Below are 305 nucleotides of genomic sequence, written 5' to 3'. Positions count from 1 at the left end.
TTTAGCTATACGGTACAGGCTGGCGATACTAGTGCTGATTTGGATTATGTGTCGACTACTGCACTAGCTTTAAATAGTGGTACGATAAAAGATGCGGCAGGTAATAATGCTATATTAACTTTACCAGGCCTAGGAGCAGCAAACTCTTTGGCAGTTAATAAAGCCTTAGTGATAGATGGTATAGTGCCAACGGTATCAGGAGTAACGTCTTCAACCCCTAACGGTACTTATAAAGTAGGCGATCCGATTAGTATTCAAGTTAACTTTTCGGAGGCTGTAACGGTAACAGGTACGCCACAACTTAC

At 42.0% G+C, this 305-nt stretch carries 1 protein-coding gene; it reads left to right on the top strand.

Annotated elements, in window-relative coordinates; translation table 11 throughout:
* Nucleotides 1-305, top strand: a 305-nt coding sequence (locus B3I52_RS04330; protein ID WP_293299219.1) for a hypothetical protein, incomplete at both ends; no start/stop codon positions are given.

It is taken from the genome of Pedobacter sp. UBA4863, assembly GCF_002399615.1.
Classification (GTDB): domain Bacteria; phylum Bacteroidota; class Bacteroidia; order Sphingobacteriales; family Sphingobacteriaceae; genus Pedobacter.
This window is presented reverse-complemented; position numbering and strand designations above follow the sequence as displayed.